The organism is Nocardia sp. NPDC060259, assembly GCF_042728775.1.
Lineage (GTDB): Bacteria > Actinomycetota > Actinomycetes > Mycobacteriales > Mycobacteriaceae > Nocardia.
On record NZ_JBHXAY010000138.1, the window covers coordinates 1 to 16,003 of the forward strand.

Sequence of the window (16,003 nt, forward strand, 5' to 3'; positions counted from 1 at the left end):
CCCCAGCACCGTCGTTCCGGTGCTGGGGCGGGCGGGCTTATGCGGTGGGTCCGCCGAGTCAGTCCAGCGTGACTTTGGCGCCGATCAGTTCGAGTGCGTTGTCACGCATCACCTTTCGGGTGTCCTCGTAGGAGAACTCCGGGAACTGCGGGATATCCGCGGTGAAGGTGGTCGGATCGGCGAGACCCTCGCCGTGCGGCCAGTCGGAGCCGAACAGGATCTTGTCGACGCCGATCGTCTCGGCCAGGAGCTTGACGTCGTCCTCGTAGTACGGGGCGATCCAGACATGGTTCTTCAGCTGCTCGACCGGGTCCTCCGTGAAGTGGTACGGCGCGGTGTTCGCCGCCTTCTTCAGACGCTTGATCAGGCGGTGGACGAAGTACGAGCCGTTCTCGATGCTCGCGACCTTGAGCTTCGGATGCCGGGTGAAGACCTGGTGGACGATCATCGAGGCGATGGTGTCGTGGATCGCACGGTCGTCCAGGAGGATCTGATCCAGCGGATCCTTTTTGCCGAATCCCTCGAATTGGGCCTTGCCTCCCCACAATGCGTTGATCGCGAGGTATCCGCTGTCGGACAGATGGAAGCCGACCGGCACCCCCGCCTCGGCCAAGCGGGCCCACACCGCGTCGTGCAGCGGGTCGCCCAGCGATCGTGGGTGCGTGACACCGGGCACCGGCGCCGGGCGGACCAGGACCATCTTGGCGCCCCGGCTCAGCACGAACTCGACTTCTTCGATCGCGGCCACCGGGTCGGCGAGCGAAATGATCGGCGCGGCGATGATTCGATGGTCGGGCCGGTCGAATCCCCAGTCCTCGTCGAGCCACAGGTTGAAGGCGTGCAGGGAGGCCATCGTCGCGGGGATGTCGTGCTTGAGGGCTTCCTCGACCCCGCAGGCGAAGGTGGGCAGCATGAAGACGGTCTCGAGCTTCTGCCGGTCCAGGACCGGTACGCGGGCGTCGCGCTGCTGGTACTCCGGGTGGTCGGCCAGGCGGTCGACTTTCATCAGCGAGGCGGGATCGACGCCGTCCGGGATCTCACCGCGGAACAGCAGATCGAGGCAGCCGGGTTCGATGATGGGGTCGAACGTCGGGTTGGGGACGAAGTGATTGACCTTCCCGCCCATGATCGCGAGGGTGCGCTTGCCGTCCTGGACCATCTGCACTCCGCGCTGCCGGAATTCCTTGGGCAAGTGGCGGGTGAACGCATCCAATGATTCGTAGTAGTGGTTGTCGACGTCGATGGCCAGATAGTCCAGCGTTGTCATTCCCTGTCCCTTCGTTGCGGATACCGCCGTCGAGGCCTCGTGGCAGACCGTCACAGACGCTGCGGTGGGTCATACTGTAGCGTTTCCAGTATTGCATTTGGAACATCGGATGACGAGGTTTCCGGGGGCGCTCGGCTGCAGCGGCTATCGATCGGGCGAATCGCGCGTCTGACTCGGTGCCGCCGGATCAGACCGGGCGGGCGGTGCAGCGCTCGGCGGGGTCGGGGTCGAGGCAGCCGGTTGCCCACCCACGCTTCTCACCCGACGGCAATACCTACTGGTCATCTGGGGTCACGCCCGGACTGGTCAGTGGCCGATCGGTATCGGCTCGACCGATCGGTTCAGTTCGAAACCCAGGCCGGGCGGGCGAGGTATTCGGCCAGCGCGCGCTCACCGGCACCGATGCCGCCATTGCCGTGGGCGCGCCGGATCCGTGTGGGTGGTGGCCGCATCTGCGTCCCGGTGAGCTGGCCCGGCGCACGGCGCGCACCGTACCGGCGCCTGCCGGCCCGCGCCCGGCCATTCGGCCACCGCCGCGTTGCTGCGGAACAGGTCCAGCTTTCGGTGGCTTCTGCCGTAGGCCTGACGACTCGACCATCCGGGCCAGGGCCGCCGGAGCCGATCGATACCGCGACGCGGCGCTGGGGCCGCTCGAGGTACTGATCGGCGGCGCTGGATTCGATGGGAGGGCCTGCCCGCAGTGTCCATGCCCGACTCCGGACCGGGTGCTGCAATCCGCCGACGCGGCGATTTGGCGGATCTCCGAATACGCGGAGGATCAATTGTAGGCGGCCGAAAAGACCGCTGAGAGAGGCAGCGCTACGCCGCGACCTCCGACTCACCGGATCGCATACACAGAACAGCCCCGGAATCTCGTGGTCCGGGGCTGTCGTTGTGTGTAGGTGCAGGTTAGCGGACCACCGGATACCGGCCGGATCGCCAATCGGAGAGGCGGAGCCGGATGGCGTCCACCATCGGAAGCGTGTCGGTGTCGTCGGGCGTGAACCACGCGACCTCGTGCGACTCGTCCGACGAGCGGAGGTCACCGCCGGTGGGCTTGCCGAGCAGACAGATCGAGAACTCCTGTCGGACCTCGCCGTCGTCGTAGGCGAAGACGTGACCCGGGTCGGTGTACGTCCCGACGATCCCGACGATTTCGACGTCGATTCCGGTTTCCTCCCAGGTCTCGCGGATGCCGCACCCTGCGAGCGATTCCCCGAGTTCCATCTTTCCGCCGGGCAACGCCCACATCCCATTGTCGACGCGGCGTTGCAGCAGGATGTGCCCCCGGTCGTCTACGACCACCACCGAAGCGGCAGGCACCAACGAATTCGCTGCTGGTGCGGTCGGGTCGTCTTGGTAATCGATCCTGCCCATGCGTTCAGCCTTCCCAGATGTCGCGGCCACGGGTCCAGAGTTCTTCGACGTGCTCGGTGAACCGGTCGAACATGCCGTCTGGCTGCTCGCGCCGTAGGTGCATCATCGGCGAATCGTGGCCTACCCGCCGAGCGAGGATCGGCGTGACGATCATGTCGTTGTCGAACCTGAACACCGAGATGTTCACGTGCCCCGTCTCGTACCGAGCGGCGAGGTTTTCTACGCCCCGGATCCGTGACAGCTCGCCTACGGTCACCGCGATACGCGCCGACAGCGTGAGCGGCACCGATTCCTCTTCCTCGCGGTCACGGGTTACCCGATGTTCCGGATCTCCAAGCAGGAAGCGGATACGGCATCCGACGGCGGCCTTGCGCTGGAGGAGTTTTCCGAAGTTGGCGTGTTCGAGCCACAGGAAGTAGTTCGTGTACCCGGCAAAGGTGAGTTCAGTTCGGGCGTTGTTGATCAGCGAGCGCCACAGTGAAGCAGGGGCGGCCGACCGATACGGGTAGACCTGGACGACCTCGCGGTCCGGCCCCGACTTCACCTGTAGCCGCACCGAGGACGGCCACAGATCGCTCTCGGTGGCCCCGAGTAGTTCGCACACCCGCCAACGATGCTTGGCGTGCGGTACGCGTGCAGCATTCGACACCCAGCGGGCGACGGTTTTCGCGTCGACTTCGCAGGCTTCGGCCAACTGCTGCTCGGTGAGTTTGGCTGCTGACATCGCCTGGCGCAGACCGTGGTTCATGCTCTCCACCTCGTGGGAAGGACGAACGGACGGATCGATCGTAAACGTCCCAAAAGTCCCGAGTACGCGGTGTAAACGGCCCTAACCGTGATCGATCCTTAAGGCGGGAGCGGGAAGAGATTCTGCACCACAGGGCCGCCCGGGCGATTAGACCCAGTTCGGTTGGTTGTCCGGGCGGAGCCCACCACCCGACGAGGGGGGAGCCGTGCCACTACCCAGCCGTACACCCAAGCCCAAAAACCCCGACGACGAGCAGGCAGTCCCGCCGCCGCCCGCGATCATCCGCAGACTCCTCGCCGCGCTCGATGCTTGGCAGCCTACGGATCAGCGGAAAACTTCATGAGCGATGCGATACAGGCGCGCCTAGGCGCACTGAGTGCGCGAGCAGGACTGCGGTCCATGGCGATCCGCCGCGCACCGGAGCCGCCCTACGGCTGGGAGCTGAGTTCACCGTTCCGGGTGGTCGTCTCGGGTTCGCTGGACAACGTCGACGCGTGGCTGACGGCAGCCGAAGCGCGCGACCACGAACCACTGCCGCTGGACTCCGAGGGCGCGAGGGCGGACGGGTGACCACGCTCGGGTTCGTCGTCGCGGTCGGCCTGCCGTTGGCTGTCCTGCTCGGTGTGATTGTCTGGCCCGAACGCATCCCGAAGGACCGCACGGTGGAGGCGATCCGGGCGCGCATTGAGAACGAGGCTAGGCAACCCAACTCACCGCCGGGTGGTGCCCAATCACCCCGGTAGATCCCAAGCTTGCCGTGCCGACGCTCCGGCGGTGATGTTCATCGCCGCGGTGGTGCTCATCGTCGTCGGTTCACTGTTGGTCGGGTTCAGTGCAGCGCTGCCCGACCGTGTCCCGAGCCGCGCCCGCGGAACCTTCGCCGCGGTGACGCCGGACTACGGTGCAGGAAGGAGTTCGTCGCCGTAGATCTCGAGGCAGCGCAGGGCCAGCTCGATGTGGACGCGCCGGCGATCGATCGGATGACCCATGCGGCGCTCAGCCTGCTGGAGTCGGTAGCGGATGGTGTTCGGGTGCACGCCCAACAGGTTCGCGGTCGCGTTGATGCTGCCTCTGGCGTAAAGGAATTCGCGCACGGTATCGCGAAGCCGGGCGACCGGCTCGCTCCGGTCGGCGAGCCGGCCGAGCTCGCGCTCGACGAGCGCGCGCACGGAGTCGATATTCCCGTCACCGGTGAGCAGGCAGACCAGGTCGACGTCCTGGTAGGCGGTGACCGTGGCGGCGTGGCAGGCGCTGGTCGCGATCCGCTGTGCGGCGCGTGCTTCCAGATGGCTGCGCCGGAAGCCGTCCACTCCTGGGCAGGGGATGCCGACAGCGACATGGGTGTGGGTCGTCGGTGGCGCAGGCAGGTCGGCGGTTTCCGGGCGATGCGGCGTTCCCACCCAGGCCCACATGCCGTGGGCGCCGCTGCTGACCAGCAGCGGAGGTGGCCCTCCGAGCGAGTCGGCGATGTGCGTAGCGTGTTCGCGAAGCAGGTGGGTTGCCTGCCGGGCGGGCACCTCACGGTCGGTCCAGAGAACCAGGGCTGTCTGGTATTCGTCCATCGGGTGTCCGAGGTCGTCGGACGAATCGGCAGTCGGCGCGGGCTCGCCGTGCAGGATGGCCTGGACGGTCGCCGTGCGGTGGGCATCGGAGTCGTGGGTGTGGTGTTCGCGCTCGTTCATGTACGCGGCGACGATGTCGTCGAGACAGTTGTCGAGCCATAGCGTGCTGCGTTCCCAGAAGGTGATCAAGACGACCCCGCGCAGCTCGGCATCGGGAATCTGCTGATTCAGCACCTGGGTGATATACCGCCACAACCCTCGCTGTGCTGCCCGGTACGTCTTGAGCAGCATGTCCACGCCGTAGCCTCGGCGTGCCACTGTCCGCGCACCGTCGACGGCCTCGGTGGGCGGGTGTGCCTCGAACCGCGTGCGCCCGACCACGGCGAGGAAACTCAGCCAGTGCGCCCTGGTGGCCGCGCGGACCTCCCGACGGAGTTCGGCGTCTGCGAGAACCTGCGGAAACGTCTCCTGGATCGCGGAATCGACAGCGGACAGGATCAGCTCGCTGGCGGACTCGGAGCGCATCCGCAGCGCGAACGCGGTCAGCCATTCGAGGGCCGATGCCTTGTCCGCCGCGGCAGCGGGGATCGATTCCTCCGCGCTGGGGTGGGTTGTCCTCACTGCGCCGCGGTGTGGTCGAACCGGGGTGCCTGACCGGTGTGCGTGGATGTGCTGTCGGGAGTAGCGGATGCCGGCATCACTGCACCCTAGCCCAACCGGACTCACTTGTCCGGATGTTTCGGATGTTCGGTGTACCACTGGGGCCGGCATTGTGTGGATGCATCAGTCGTGCGTCCACATTTGGAGGAATAGACAATTTCCCGATGCACGGTTGGTGCGGCTGCGTGTCGCTGCTACATCCGAAGCGGTCGACATCGGGCGGCGTATGTCTCCGGACGGCGTGGTACCGGAAAAGCTGCCCGGCGTCCGACCTGATTTGCTGAAATACGGGAAACAGTGAATTCGGTACCCGGTCGTCGATAATATCCGAACGGGGAAATGGTCGGCGCGCTATTCGACATGGCCGCATGGGAGGAGCCGATCGATTCGTTCCGCCGGTATGTGGGCGTGCTGTGAACGCGGGTTGCCCCCTGCCCGCGGTTTCGTCGCGGTTTGTGACCGGATCGGATCGGCCTATGGGTAGCGTTGTCCGGATGAGCTCGCCACGCCGTGTCAACAGAGGACCTGCCGCCGCCGCCGAGAATCGCGCCGCCCTCCTTGCCGCGGCGAAGGCCACGTTTGCCGAACACGGCCTGGACGCGCCGCTGAACCTGATCGCGCGCACGGCGGGAGTCGGGCAGGGCAGCCTCTACCGGCATTTTCCGAGTCGTGAGGCGATCATCCTCGCGGTCTTCGACGAGAACCTCGGACAGCTGGAGGCGATGGTCGCGAAGACCGACTCGACGCTCGACGAGCTGCTGGCGGAGATGTTCGACCAGATCGTCGAGGTGGCGGTCCTGTTCGACCTGTTTCGTCTCGCCGACAGCAGCGACCCTCGGCTGGCGGACATCATCGGCCGCCTATATGCCCTGCTCGACGACAAACTCGCCGACGACAGTCGGCGAGGCAGCGTCCGCCGGGGTGTCACGGCAGAAGAGGTCTTCCTGGCCGTAGGAATGCTGGGCGCGCTGCTGAACAAGACGCCGGAACGGGAACGGGTATCGGTGGCGGGCAAATGCTGGGGACTGTTGCATCGCGCGCTGTGCGAGTGACGCCCGGCGCACTTGGCGGTGCCGGGTGATCCCGTTCGCAATGTGTCTCGCAACCGGATATTCATGTCCGGTTGCGGTCGGTGGATTCGTATCGGCGGACTCGCTGGTGTGTCGGCGGGGGACAATTCGAGGCATTGTGTCGATCCCACGCCCGGCCGGTTGGCATGACAGCCGGATTTCATCCGGTGTCAGGTATCGGATTGCAGGGGAAATTCTTGAAGAAAGCACGTACAGTTGCCCCGATGATGTCAGCGATTGCCGCGCTCTCGGTGGCATTCGCTTCGGCAACAGTGTTCGCGCTCTCGCCCTATCTGAGCGCTTACGGCATACAGGTCACCACCGCGCTCCGGTCCGCGTCGATCGCCAACGTCTTGTTCCAGTACCCCGGCCTGACCTGGCAGCAGCTGATCAAGCCCGAGTATGCCGATTCGAATTCCGTTGCGCCCCTGGTCAAAGCGGTAGACAAGGTCAACCTGGGTGCGCGCCGGAGGCGTTTGTCGGGCTGCGACGCGCGGGGGAAGGTCCCGGCGTTGGGGCCGGTAGACCAGCGCCTGCCTCGTTCCAGCATCAGCACGTGCTGCAAGACGACTTAGCAAGTTCTAGAGCCTGACCGTAGTAACGGTCGTGCTGATCGTTGCCAAGTGCTCGACATAGATATCCGATTGCACCGAGCAACAGCAACTTTGGCTCGGATCCAACGGCCCCGCGCTGCTCTCGATCTCGGAGGCGTCTCGGCACCAGCGGGACTGATCTGCGAATTCTGACTGTCGCCGTTGGATTTGGTTGTTCGGATTGAGTCATCGGCGGCGATCGTTCCGAACTGGATCTTTTCTACCATCGCCCGAATAGGCCGAGCGCGCCCGTCAAGGGTTGGAGGACGGGGTCGAGTTGTCTCGATGCAGCCAGAACGGCCTGTGCGAACGGGAGGCCGTCTGCATAGCGTTGGTACGCGTCAGCGAGGAGCGCGCCGCTAGTCCTGTCATCGATCTCCCACACACCTCCGAGTGCCAGTGAGGCTCCGCCGGCGATGGTTGCCAGAGCTGCAGCGATCGAGTTGTTGTTCAGCGACGTTCGCCCTGACCAGCAGCAGCCTAGGTTGACTACAGGGGGTAATGGAAGTTCGAGAAAAGCGAGCAACGGCACCTTTTCTGTGCCGAAGTTCATCACGAATTCAATACCTGAGGAGAACGATCCGTGGGCGGCGATGGTGAGGACATCGAAGCTCGACTCGGAGAGTATCGTGTGCAGCTCGGCGAGGCTGTTGGCTGCGCGATAGTCGATTCGACGCTCGGCATGCAGTGATACCAATGCTGCGTGCTCAACGGCAGCGCCCTCCATGCCGGCATCGAAGTAGGAGACGATGCGTCGGGCAGCGGTCGGCGGGGGTGGTTGTAGGCGCAATGCCGCTGCGGCAGAAGGAATGATCGAGAACTGATCGACGAAATTCGGAATGATTCGTATCCACGGGAGCTCCCATGCGGTCCCGTCGGGGATGACGAAGACGCCGCTGGGACTGTCGGCGGCGTCTAGATCCTTGAAGATCAAGTCTTCGAGCCATGCGATCTCGCTCGGGTCGGCGACCTCGGACTCTTCGTTTCGGGAGCGGGTGAACAGGGCGGACTGGCGGTGGGTCAGAGCGACATTGCGAACAGTGCTACGGTCGCTGGTTGCCGGGAGTGTGAGTACCCGTATGTGATTCCCGGACAGGGCGGGATCGACCGGGTCGCTGGTGTCATGGATGATCTCGACCCAGACGAACGCAGCTCCGGGAATCGCGATCTTCAAGTCGGAGGCATTGATCAACTGCGGATCACGCTGCAAGGCATCGACGATGGAGGTGTCCGACAGTGATTTGGCTACGGTGGCAAGGTCGGCGAGGTTGTGGTCGAGTGCGACGCCCGCGCGCACGTCACCGATGAAGTCGGTTACCTGGATGGCGAGGTTCGACCCAGGGTGCGCGTGGTCTACCGCCGCGGCGGTCGTGCCATAGTCGGCGAAGGCGTCGTCCACAGGGAAGAGTGGCTTCGCTTTCGTGACGTGGTCGCTGGCCAATCGGAGCATGCTCGCGCGGAAATCGGACGGCGTCTCGAGTTGCCCAACCCGTAGCCGGAAGATCTCTGAGAACAGCCGGAACAGGCCAGCTTGACCAGGGGTCTCTGCATCGCTGGTCGCGAGTCCATACCAGTGTGCGGCGGCAGCATAGTCTGCCGCTTCTGCGGCTGCGGCGGCCTGGCTGATGGCCGATCGCTGTCGGCCGTTTTCGTTTTCGCTCAGCCAGTGGGCGATGCGTAGCACCCGGTGGCGGGCAGGATCGGACCAGGTTACAGAGTGGAGTTGCACCTTGCATTCGGTCCGTAGCCGGGTGAACTCCGCCGGTTTCATTCGGACCGCTGGGAGTTGCGTGTGATAGAAGGCGAACAGGGCGGTGTAGCCAGGCGAATGCTGTCGGCGGCCTGCCGCCGACAGGACCTGTTCGAGAAGCTCGGTACGCCCGACATCGTGTGCAGCGGCCGCAGCGACACACAACGGTTCCGAACTACCGTGGTTGTCACCAATTCGCTCGACAGTCAACAGGATCGCTTGCACGACAGCGGAAGTGGCCGCGGAGTCCACCTGATAGGCGCGCTGGTCGTCCGCACACCGGGTCAGTGTCTCGAGCGCAGTACGCAGGCCAGTAGCGCCCCGACTGGCGGCGGCGAAGGGTTTGGCTTCGTCGATCTGCAGCCCGGTCCGGTCGACGATGCTCGCGAGCTCATCTGCAGCGATTCCGACTACTAGTTGTGTGATGGCGCTTGATGTCTGAGCTGACGTAGATCGGAGTGTTTCGAGAACGAACTCGGCGTCGTGGGCAAAGAAGGCGGGGCGACCCATCAGGTCGAACGTACGCTCGACGATCTTGAGCTGTGCGACCTCGTCGTCGCTCAGCGCGCTGAGAAGGACGAATTGTGAGGTGTTGCGCCGCCGGAAGATCCCCAACTAACCTTCCCCGGCTTCCGGGAAGAGCGTCTTGGTCAGCAGTTGTGCGATGGTCTCGACATCGACATCCTCAGTCAGTGTGAGGGTTACCTCACCGCCGGGCCCTTTCGCCGTGATGGTGGTGTGTTCTTCCTCGGCCGTTGCCTGCCTTGGTAGGAGCTTGTGAATTCGAGCTGACACGTCAGAGAACGTCGACGGCGCTTGGAGGACGGTGAGCACCGTTGTCGCTCCGGTCAGGGCCGACAGGGCAATCTGCCATGTGCTCCTTCGCGGCGGTGCGGGCGAGACGCCGGGGACCCCTGTGAGAGCCTCGGCGATCTCAGCTGGAACGGTGACGCGAATCGTGGTCATGCATCTCCAGAAACGGTGGTGGAAGAAGGCGTTGGCGCGGGCGGTTAGGTCGACCGCCAAGCGGCGATCCCGAGAACGATTCCGGTCGACGCCATGAGAGCGGTCACGATAATAGTGAGCACCGAAACAGTGCTCGAGGTCAGCGCTGTGGTGAACGAGCCCATCGTACCTCCGGACATGATGCCGCACGTCGCGTAGTACAGCTCGCGTCTTCGGGCGGCAGCAGTGGATTTCGCGCGCCTATCGAATGCTTGTTTGACATCGCCACCGTCGAGCACGGTGCCGCTGCGGTTCTTGGAAATTGCCACTGCGGCAACACCGAGTTCGGTGGTGAACTCGTCTTGCAACTTCAGCAGCTGTGTAACGGCGTCGGGGGTGACTGTGGCGGGGCCGCCGTGGCCGGCCATCGCAGTTTGGATGGCCGTTGCAGGATGCGGGCGCAGAGAACCTGTCACGCGGGGTCCTGCCCGTTCTCCCGGGTAGGTGCGACGAGTTGTTTCAGCTCGGCCTCTCTGATCCGCTGGGCTTGCTGGAACTCATCGGAATGCTTGACCGGCGAGTCCTGCAGATCGACTAGTTGTCCGACCAGGTTGCGCACCGCGTCGCGTGTGCTCGGATCGTCCTTGAGGCCGTCGAGCACAACCTCTCGTCGTCCGCTGGGACCTTCGACCGTGACACGTATTTCGGTCGGCGGTTTGCCTAGGGTTAGTCCCCACAGGACCCGGAGACTCAAAGCTAGTGCGCCGGTTGCCACGGCCGGAGTAAGCGCTATGAGTACCTCGTCCATCATCTGCGCAATGGTACGCGGGCCGCGAGCCTTGTGCACGCGAAAGTGACTGGTAGACAACATGTTAGGTGTGCGCACTATCGGTCGACCGAACTTTGACGCAGGAGCTCGTGTTGGTGCAGTCCTGCGGGCCGTGCGGTGGTATGGGTGATGAGCGGTACAGCGCCCGGCCACCCCGCCTGGGTAGATTCCGCAATGAACGAAGTGCAGGAGCAAATATGGTCGGAATCGGAATTCATGCGAAACATATTCAGGCTCAAATTAATACGCTGCCTCGCGAGGCAAACAGAAGACAGTCCGATTCGAGGAAGTGCTGCGGGAATCGGAGCGTGCGCCGGCGACCCACACCATCGTCACCTATCTAGGTACTCAATCACCGCGAGGAAGGGGCGCCGATGGCGCGCGGCCGGCGTTGAACTCGTGGGATGATGGCGCGAGGTCGGGGACCAGGACGATGCGCCGGTCGGCATGGATGTGGTGCCCGGCAGCGATGCGCCGAAAGCCTCCGAGGGGTATCGCTGTAGGTCAGTCGCAAGCCGAGTTCGCGGTAGGCCTGCGGCTTGTCGGCTGGTTCGGCTCGGCGGAGATCGTCGAGGATCTGGTTCAGATATCCATTGATGTCGTCGATCTCATGTTTGCCTCCGGAGTCGGCGGTGGATCCTTGTTGCTGCATCGCCATGAGTCGAGCTTCGGTCGAGTGAAGCTCGCCGAGGACCTCGCGGGTCCACTGGGCCACAAGTTCCGGATCCGCGCTTGTCTCCAGTGCGTCACGGTATTTGTCCAGTTTGTGGTGTTGTTGCGCGAGGCGGGCTTCTGCCTCGTCGATCGCCGGTGTGTGTGGTGATGGAGTGGTCGGTGATGCCGCGAGGTCGTGTTCGATCCGGCCGGGGGCGAAGGTGCGCGTGAGCCATTCGTCGAGTGGCCCGATGATCCTGTCTTCGCGGAGGTAGACAGTCGATGGGTGGTCGATGTTGTTGGCGAGAGCGTATTCGGTGGGGTACCGGCATCGGTAGTGGGCGGTGCCGTGGTTCCAGTTGCCTTGCATCCGCCGACCGCAGGTTCGGTGAATGATCAAGCTCTTGAAGGCGTAGTCGTGTTTGCGGGTGGTAGTGGCGCGGCCGGTGGATGTGGGCCCTTGTGCCGCCAGTCGTTTGTTGGACTTGGTCGAAGGTGGGTCGGTCGACGGGTGCTTCATGGGCGGGTCGGTCGGAGAAGACCCATTGTTCTCGGTCGTTCCAGGTGAGGCGAAATCGGTCGCCCAGCGCGATATCTTCGACTTCGATGAGCGATTCCTGGCGGTGTTGCTTGTTCCAGACTTCGTGACCTGTATATCGAGGGTTGGTGAGGATGGTGCGGACAGCGCTCTTTGACCATGCGTGTGCGGAACGGTGGCGGTTGCGTGCGCGGTCATGGGTGGATGGACAGGCGATACCGTCGACGGTGAGTTGCCGAGCGATGGCGAAGATCCCCGCCCCGCGCAGGTATGCGTCGAAAATGCCTTGCAGGGTACGATCTGGCCAGGCGGTGGTCGTGACCCGTGGGCGAGCCAACGCAGGTGTCGCGTAGTCCTGACTTGGCCGTGCTGTCCGGGATCAGCGCTAGGTGGCAGGTGCCGCCCGCGTATCCTCGACCAGGGACTGCGGATGGGGGAGGGAAGCGCTGGGTGGGGAACTCACTTGAGCGAGGAAACATCTTTGCCGGCTACGAAATCGAGTACCTGCTCGGCTCGGGTGGGATGGGTGAGGTGTACCTGGCACGGGATCGCGACCTTCCCCGCAAGATTGCGCTCAAGGTGTTGCCCGCGCTTGCGAGTATCGATCCAGCTTCCAGGAAACGGTTCGAACGCGAGGCGCATGCCGTTGCGGCGCTGACCCATCCCAACATCGTTGCCATTCATGCAGGTGGGGAGGAGCGAGGCCAGCCGTGGATCGCGATGGCATACATCGATGGAAGCGATCTTGATGCCGAACTTCGACGGGGTCCGATCGCAGCGGAGCGCGCGGTCTCGATTGTTTCTGACATCGCAGAAGCGCTCGATTACGCACATGGCCGAGGGTTTCTTCATCGCGATGTGAAACCGGCGAATGTGCTACTGACAAGCGGCCGCCGGGAGCGGGCGATCCTCGGGGATTTCGGCATTGCGAAGAGTCTCGATGAGACGAGCCAGCTTACTGGCACCTCAAACATGATCGCCTCCATCCGATATGCGGCGCCGGAGAGGTTTGACCCACAGGCGACGGTTGATCACCGTTCCGACGTGTACTCCCTCGGATGCGTGCTCTTCCAATTGCTTACCGGAGCATTGCCTTACGACGGAGATATGTTGCAGATCATTGCAGCGCATGCGACGGGTTCTGTACCGAGGGCTAGCACCCAGAATGCGTCTGTAGCAACCGGATTCGATGACGTGGTCGATCAAGCTCTGGCCAAGGACGCGGCCGACCGCTTCGAGTCCTGCTCGCAGCTGGCGACAGCTGCCTTTCGAGTGCTCGAGGCACAGCCGAAGCCGCCGCACCGACTCGAGGAGATTCAGCAGGCATGGCAAGAAATCAAGGCCACAGCCCGCCAGCATGGAACCACACTCCTAGCTTTGCTGTCTGGAGCGTCGTTGGTTGGGCTTGAAGGGTAGACCATTGTTCTAACACATCAAAGCCCACCCCTGATGCAGAGGTTGGAGACAGTCCAGAACCGTGTAGGGCTGCTTGCTGCGATCCAATCGGTACTGGGTAGCACCGACTACGACATTCGGTGGGAAGCGCGTACGGCCAACGCCCGTCAGCAACTGGGTCGAGGTTGAGGTCTCCCCGCTTGCTCCGGAGGTTGTCTTCCCTCGGTTTCCCGTAGTCACGTTAGTAACAGCAGGTCAGGCTAGGCAATGAGTCCGAAGCAGGTACACACCGAGCCGATCCTGCACCGCCGTCGTCGCGAGTTCAAGGCCGCGCAGAAGTAGTGGTGTCGAGTGCATGAAAAGTAGCTCATAACAGCTCTTTTCGCTTGCGGCCCCGCGTCGGAGACATCCGAGGCGGGGCCGCTGCCGTCGCTGGAGATCATCTTGGATACCGGGTCGTCAGCCTCAAAACGGTCACCAAAACGGTCACAAACGGAACGTGTTGACATCGTCCACAGAAGTGGATGAGCCGATCAGCGAGGTCGAACCACTGCACATGCGTGCGTCCTGAGCAAGGCGTGTGGGCGGCTCGGCTGGTCGAGCCAAATGGGTCAGGACGGCCAGTGCTGATGCCGACGGGGAATCGGGTGGGGCTGTGCAGGTGACGAGGGTCTGGTCGGGGTGTTCGACCGACCTCAGTGTTTGTTGGGTGATGGTGAGGTCCCCGATCAGCGGGTGGTGCAGCTGGTAGTGGGCGGTCGCGCATGCCTGGACCCTGTGGTCGTTCCAGAGGGTGCCGAATTCCGGGCTGGCCATGGTGAGGCTGCCGATCAACGACGCCAGTGCTGGGTCGTCGGGGTGGGCGCCTGCGACAAGCCGCAGGTTGCCGACGACTGCGCCGGCCTTGCGCGGCCAATCGGTATAGAGGGCGCGGGTGTCGGGGTCGAGGAACACCATCCGGGTCATGTTCGGTCTGCGACCGGGGACCGCCGGGCAGTCGGGGTCGAGATTCGGGGCGAGAAGGGCGTGGCCGAGAGGATTCCAGGCGAGCACATCGCTGCGGCGACCCAGCACGAGCGCAGGTACCGATGGCATGGCGTCGAGCAGCTCGAGCAGAGCTGGGTCAGGGTGCTCGATGGGTGCCGGGCGCGTATGGCGGCGGCGGCCTGCGGACTCGGCCAGTGAGTGCAGGTGTCGTCGTTCGGTGGCGGTCAGCGCGAGTGCGGCGGCGATAGCGTCGAGGACCTCCGGGGAGGCGTTGCGGGATTGGCCCTGTTCGAGCCGGGCGTAGTAGGACGGGCTGACCCCTGCCAGGAGGGTCAACTCCTCGCGGCGCAGTCCCGGAACACGGCGACGTTCGCCGTAGGGCGTGAGCCCCACCTGCTCGGGACGCACCCTGGCCCGGCACGCCTTGAGGAACGCCCCAAGCTGTCCGGACTGGTCTTCGCGGTCGCTCATCACGTCATTGTCGCTGCCGGATGCAGAGTTGTCCTGACCCTGCCGGGGTGTGGACAGCGTTGACGCACCCGTGCCGGCGGCACCTTCGCAGGGTGTGGTTATCGACGTCGGCCACTTGAAAACTCGGTGGCACGGCCCATGAGCCGTCCGGCAGCCGGTCACGGCGTCGGGAACACGCAGCGAAGGAACCTGATGAATGAGATTGTGCTCGGTGATGTCACCGTGTCGCGGGTCGAGGAAATGCACGGGCCGGTGGGCATGACGCCCGACCAGTTCTTCCCCGGCTCACCCGACCAGCATTGGGACGAGCAGCGGCCGATGCTGGTTCCGGACCACCTCGACCCGGTCGACGACATCGTTCAGGTCGCGATGCAGACCTGGGCGCTGCGCAGTGAAGGCCGGATCATCCTGGTGGACACCGGCATCGGCAACGACAAGACCCGCCCGGCGGTCGACGCCTGGGACCACCTCGACCTGGGGTATTTGACCAATCTCGCCGCGGCAGGCATCGCGCCCGAGGACGTGGACCTGGTGATCAACACCCACCTCCATGTCGATCACGTCGGCTGGAACACCCGCCTCGTGGACGGGCAGTGGGTACCGACATTCCCCAACGCCACCTACCTGATGCCGCGTGCGGATTACGAGCACTGGAATCCGGCCAACAACCCGAACATCACGGGCGGTGTCAACGAGAACGTGTTCGAGGATAGCGTCGCACCGGTCTACGCCGCGGGCCAGGTGCAGCTCTGGGAGACCGAATACGTCGTGGACGCGAATCTCACGTTGCGGGCGGCACCGGGACATACTCCCGGTTCGAGCGTGCTGGTGTTGGCGTCGGGCAGCGACAAAGCACTGTTCGCGGGAGACCTCGTGCACACGCCCCTGCAGATCGCTCACCCCGAACACAACAGCTGCTTCTGCGAGGACCCCGCCGCCGCGAGGGCGACCCGACTTCGGCTGCTGGGTTGGGCGGCCGACCACACCGCATTGGTGTTGCCCGCGCACTTCAGCGGACACAGCGCCCTCGAAATCGTCCGCGACGCCAGCGCGTTCGCGATCAAGAACTGGGCTCCGCTGCCCGCCTACTGACCGAAGTAGCGCCGCCCCGCACCCGCGCGGGGGGGGGCGGCACCCCACACACGCGAACCCCATCC

16 protein-coding genes and 1 pseudogene are annotated in these 16,003 nt (G+C 64.2%); 6 read left to right on the top strand and 11 right to left on the bottom strand.

Annotated features, from left to right (window positions below; all coding sequences use genetic code 11):
* Window positions 1–58: 58 nt before the first annotated feature.
* The 3 genes from ACFWF2_RS30890 to ACFWF2_RS30900 form a co-directional block, all read right to left on the bottom strand.
* Window positions 59–1,267, bottom strand: a complete 1,209-nt coding sequence (locus ACFWF2_RS30890; protein ID WP_357347430.1) for an amidohydrolase family protein — start codon at window positions 1,265–1,267, stop codon at window positions 59–61.
* 909 nt (window positions 1,268–2,176) lie between these two features.
* A complete protein-coding gene (locus ACFWF2_RS30895; RefSeq protein ID WP_379311011.1) occupies window positions 2,177–2,644 on the bottom strand; it encodes an NUDIX hydrolase in 468 nt (155 codons plus the stop codon).
* A gap of 4 nt (window positions 2,645–2,648) precedes the next feature.
* Window positions 2,649–3,392, bottom strand: coding sequence for a hypothetical protein (locus ACFWF2_RS30900; RefSeq protein WP_379311012.1), 744 nt, complete (start codon window positions 3,390–3,392; stop codon window positions 2,649–2,651).
* A 339-nt stretch (window positions 3,393–3,731) separates the two neighbouring features.
* Between ACFWF2_RS30900 and ACFWF2_RS30905 the strand changes: the two genes are divergently transcribed.
* Window positions 3,732–3,962, top strand: a complete 231-nt coding sequence (locus tag ACFWF2_RS30905) for a hypothetical protein (protein WP_379311013.1) — start codon at window positions 3,732–3,734, stop codon at window positions 3,960–3,962.
* A complete protein-coding gene (locus tag ACFWF2_RS30910) occupies window positions 3,959–4,135 on the top strand; it encodes a hypothetical protein (RefSeq protein ID WP_379311014.1) in 177 nt (58 codons plus the stop codon). The genes ACFWF2_RS30905 and ACFWF2_RS30910 overlap by 4 nt, the downstream gene beginning before the upstream one ends.
* A gap of 153 nt (window positions 4,136–4,288) precedes the next feature.
* Here the strand turns inward: ACFWF2_RS30910 and ACFWF2_RS30915 are convergent, their stop codons facing one another.
* Window positions 4,289–5,575 (bottom strand): PucR family transcriptional regulator, encoded by a 1,287-nt coding sequence (locus tag ACFWF2_RS30915; RefSeq protein WP_379311015.1) that lies wholly within the window; start codon window positions 5,573–5,575, stop codon window positions 4,289–4,291.
* A 533-nt stretch (window positions 5,576–6,108) separates the two neighbouring features.
* On the opposite strand from ACFWF2_RS30915, the gene ACFWF2_RS30920 reads away from it, so the two are divergent.
* Window positions 6,109–6,666, top strand: a complete 558-nt coding sequence (locus ACFWF2_RS30920; RefSeq protein ID WP_379311016.1) for a TetR/AcrR family transcriptional regulator — start codon at window positions 6,109–6,111, stop codon at window positions 6,664–6,666.
* A gap of 242 nt (window positions 6,667–6,908) precedes the next feature.
* Complete coding sequence (locus ACFWF2_RS30925) at window positions 6,909–7,259, top strand: hypothetical protein (protein ID WP_379311024.1); 351 nt, start codon at window positions 6,909–6,911, stop codon at window positions 7,257–7,259.
* Window positions 7,260–7,497: 238 nt separating this feature from the next.
* Here ACFWF2_RS30925 and ACFWF2_RS30930 read toward each other — a convergent pair whose 3' ends face one another.
* From ACFWF2_RS30930 to ACFWF2_RS30955, 6 genes and pseudogenes are all read right to left on the bottom strand, one after another.
* Entirely contained in the window at window positions 7,498–9,642 is a 2,145-nt protein-coding gene (locus tag ACFWF2_RS30930) for a CHAT domain-containing protein (protein WP_379311017.1), read from the bottom strand.
* Window positions 9,643–9,993, bottom strand: a complete 351-nt coding sequence (locus tag ACFWF2_RS30935; protein ID WP_379311018.1) for a hypothetical protein — start codon at window positions 9,991–9,993, stop codon at window positions 9,643–9,645.
* A 44-nt stretch (window positions 9,994–10,037) separates the two neighbouring features.
* Window positions 10,038–10,448 (bottom strand): hypothetical protein, encoded by a 411-nt coding sequence (locus ACFWF2_RS30940; RefSeq protein WP_379311019.1) that lies wholly within the window; start codon window positions 10,446–10,448, stop codon window positions 10,038–10,040.
* Window positions 10,445–10,783, bottom strand: a complete 339-nt coding sequence (locus ACFWF2_RS30945) for a hypothetical protein (RefSeq protein ID WP_379311020.1) — start codon at window positions 10,781–10,783, stop codon at window positions 10,445–10,447. Before ACFWF2_RS30945 ends, ACFWF2_RS30940 begins: the two co-directional genes overlap by 4 nt.
* 370 nt (window positions 10,784–11,153) lie before the next feature.
* Window positions 11,154–11,975 (bottom strand): hypothetical protein, encoded by an 822-nt coding sequence (locus ACFWF2_RS30950; RefSeq protein WP_379311025.1) that lies wholly within the window; start codon window positions 11,973–11,975, stop codon window positions 11,154–11,156.
* A gap of 13 nt (window positions 11,976–11,988) precedes the next feature.
* Window positions 11,989–12,330 (bottom strand): annotated as a pseudogene (locus ACFWF2_RS30955) (recombinase family protein); the annotation flags it as partial.
* 113 nt (window positions 12,331–12,443) lie between these two features.
* Between ACFWF2_RS30955 and ACFWF2_RS30960 the strand changes: the two are divergent.
* The gene (locus ACFWF2_RS30960) at window positions 12,444–13,409 is read left to right on the top strand and encodes a serine/threonine-protein kinase (protein WP_379311021.1); all 966 of its coding nucleotides are present in this window, start codon (window positions 12,444–12,446) and stop codon (window positions 13,407–13,409) included.
* 465 nt (window positions 13,410–13,874) lie between these two features.
* Here the strand turns inward: ACFWF2_RS30960 and ACFWF2_RS30965 are convergent, their stop codons facing one another.
* Complete coding sequence (locus tag ACFWF2_RS30965) at window positions 13,875–14,846, bottom strand: helix-turn-helix domain-containing protein (protein WP_379311022.1); 972 nt, start codon at window positions 14,844–14,846, stop codon at window positions 13,875–13,877.
* A gap of 192 nt (window positions 14,847–15,038) precedes the next feature.
* On the opposite strand from ACFWF2_RS30965, the gene ACFWF2_RS30970 reads away from it, so the two are divergent.
* Window positions 15,039–15,938, top strand: coding sequence for an MBL fold metallo-hydrolase (locus ACFWF2_RS30970; RefSeq protein ID WP_379311023.1), 900 nt, complete (start codon window positions 15,039–15,041; stop codon window positions 15,936–15,938).
* The last annotated feature ends 65 nt before the right edge of the window (window positions 15,939–16,003 follow it).

Coding starts and splice junctions, on each gene's coding strand:
- ACFWF2_RS30890 (WP_357347430.1), bottom strand. CDS start 1,267: ATGACAACGCTGGACTATCTGGCCATCGACGTCGACAACCACTACTAC.
- ACFWF2_RS30895 (WP_379311011.1), bottom strand. CDS start 2,644: ATGGGCAGGATCGATTACCAAGACGACCCGACCGCACCAGCAGCGAAT.
- ACFWF2_RS30900 (WP_379311012.1), bottom strand. CDS start 3,392: ATGAACCACGGTCTGCGCCAGGCGATGTCAGCAGCCAAACTCACCGAG.
- ACFWF2_RS30905 (WP_379311013.1), top strand. CDS start 3,732: ATGAGCGATGCGATACAGGCGCGCCTAGGCGCACTGAGTGCGCGAGCA.
- ACFWF2_RS30920 (WP_379311016.1), top strand. CDS start 6,109: ATGAGCTCGCCACGCCGTGTCAACAGAGGACCTGCCGCCGCCGCCGAG.
- ACFWF2_RS30925 (WP_379311024.1), top strand. CDS start 6,909: ATGATGTCAGCGATTGCCGCGCTCTCGGTGGCATTCGCTTCGGCAACA.
- ACFWF2_RS30935 (WP_379311018.1), bottom strand. CDS start 9,993: ATGACCACGATTCGCGTCACCGTTCCAGCTGAGATCGCCGAGGCTCTC.
- ACFWF2_RS30945 (WP_379311020.1), bottom strand. CDS start 10,783: ATGATGGACGAGGTACTCATAGCGCTTACTCCGGCCGTGGCAACCGGC.
- ACFWF2_RS30950 (WP_379311025.1), bottom strand. CDS start 11,975: ATGAAGCACCCGTCGACCGACCCACCTTCGACCAAGTCCAACAAACGA.
- ACFWF2_RS30965 (WP_379311022.1), bottom strand. CDS start 14,846: ATGAGCGACCGCGAAGACCAGTCCGGACAGCTTGGGGCGTTCCTCAAG.
- ACFWF2_RS30970 (WP_379311023.1), top strand. CDS start 15,039: ATGAATGAGATTGTGCTCGGTGATGTCACCGTGTCGCGGGTCGAGGAA.